Below are 979 nucleotides of genomic sequence, written 5' to 3'. Positions count from 1 at the left end.
CTTATATCCGTTACGAAAACACGGAAGTCTCCTCATGAAAATAAAACAAACAATTGAGAAATTCCCAGGCGGGATGATGGTAATCCCGTTATTGATCGGAGCATTATTAAAGACATTTTGTCCTGGTGCTTTAGAAATAGGGAGCTTTTCGACGGCGGTAGCTCATGGCGCTCTCGCTATCCTGGGCGTATTTTTTGTCTGTATGGGCGCTGAAATCCGCCTACAGGCCGCGCCGGTCGCCCTGAAAAAAGGGTTCGCCATTATGCTGTCCAAGTTGGTTGTCGGGACAGCAATTGGCTTACTGGTCGCAAAGTTTTGCGGCGCCAACGGCTTCTTTGGTTTGTCTGCACTCGCCATTATCGCGGCTATGACCAATGCGAATATGGGCCTCTATGCTGCACTGACCAAACAGTTTGGCAATGAAACCGATGCGGGCGCTATCGCTGTGCTTTCCGTACTTGAAGGCCCCTTTCTGACGATGGTGGCGATGGGTGCCGCTGGGCTGGTGTCGATCCCAATAATGGAACTGTTCGCCGTTGTTTTACCAATACTTATTGGTATGCTGCTCGGAAATCTGGATGAGGATATGCGTTCGTTCCTGAAAAGCGGCGGCGCGATGCTGATCCCCTTCTTCTCTTTTGGTCTGGGTACCGGAATTGATTTCAGCACCCTGCTGATGGCCGGATTCGCAGGGGTTATTCTGGGTCTCATGACCGCATTCATTGGCGCGCTGATTAATGTTGCCGTCTCCCGTTTTGTCGGAGGTTCAGGCATCGCCGGAGCGGCAGTCTCCACGACGGCCGGTAACGCCGTTGCGACCCCCGCAGCCATCGCCGCGGTTGACCCCAGCGTGTCAGCATTAATCGCCGTAGCGACGCCGCAGATTGCCGCCTCTACGATCGTCACCTCCTTAGTCGTACCGTTTATAACCGCCTGCGTTGCTCGCCGCGAACAAAGGAGAATCGCCCAACGCCAGCAG

The 979-nt window shown here is 53.7% G+C and carries 1 protein-coding gene; it reads left to right on the top strand.

Annotated features, from left to right (window positions below):
- Positions 1 to 34: 34 nt before the first annotated feature.
- A partial coding sequence (locus tag KQJ18_RS24135; RefSeq protein ID WP_216422977.1) for a 2-keto-3-deoxygluconate permease occupies positions 35 to 979 on the top strand: 945 nt, incomplete at its 3' end.

This window comes from Citrobacter sp. S55_ASV_140, assembly GCF_018919505.1.
Lineage (GTDB): Bacteria > Pseudomonadota > Gammaproteobacteria > Enterobacterales > Enterobacteriaceae > Citrobacter > Citrobacter werkmanii.
The sequence above is the reverse complement of the archived record's forward strand: the minus strand, read 5'-3'. Positions and strand labels throughout refer to the sequence as shown.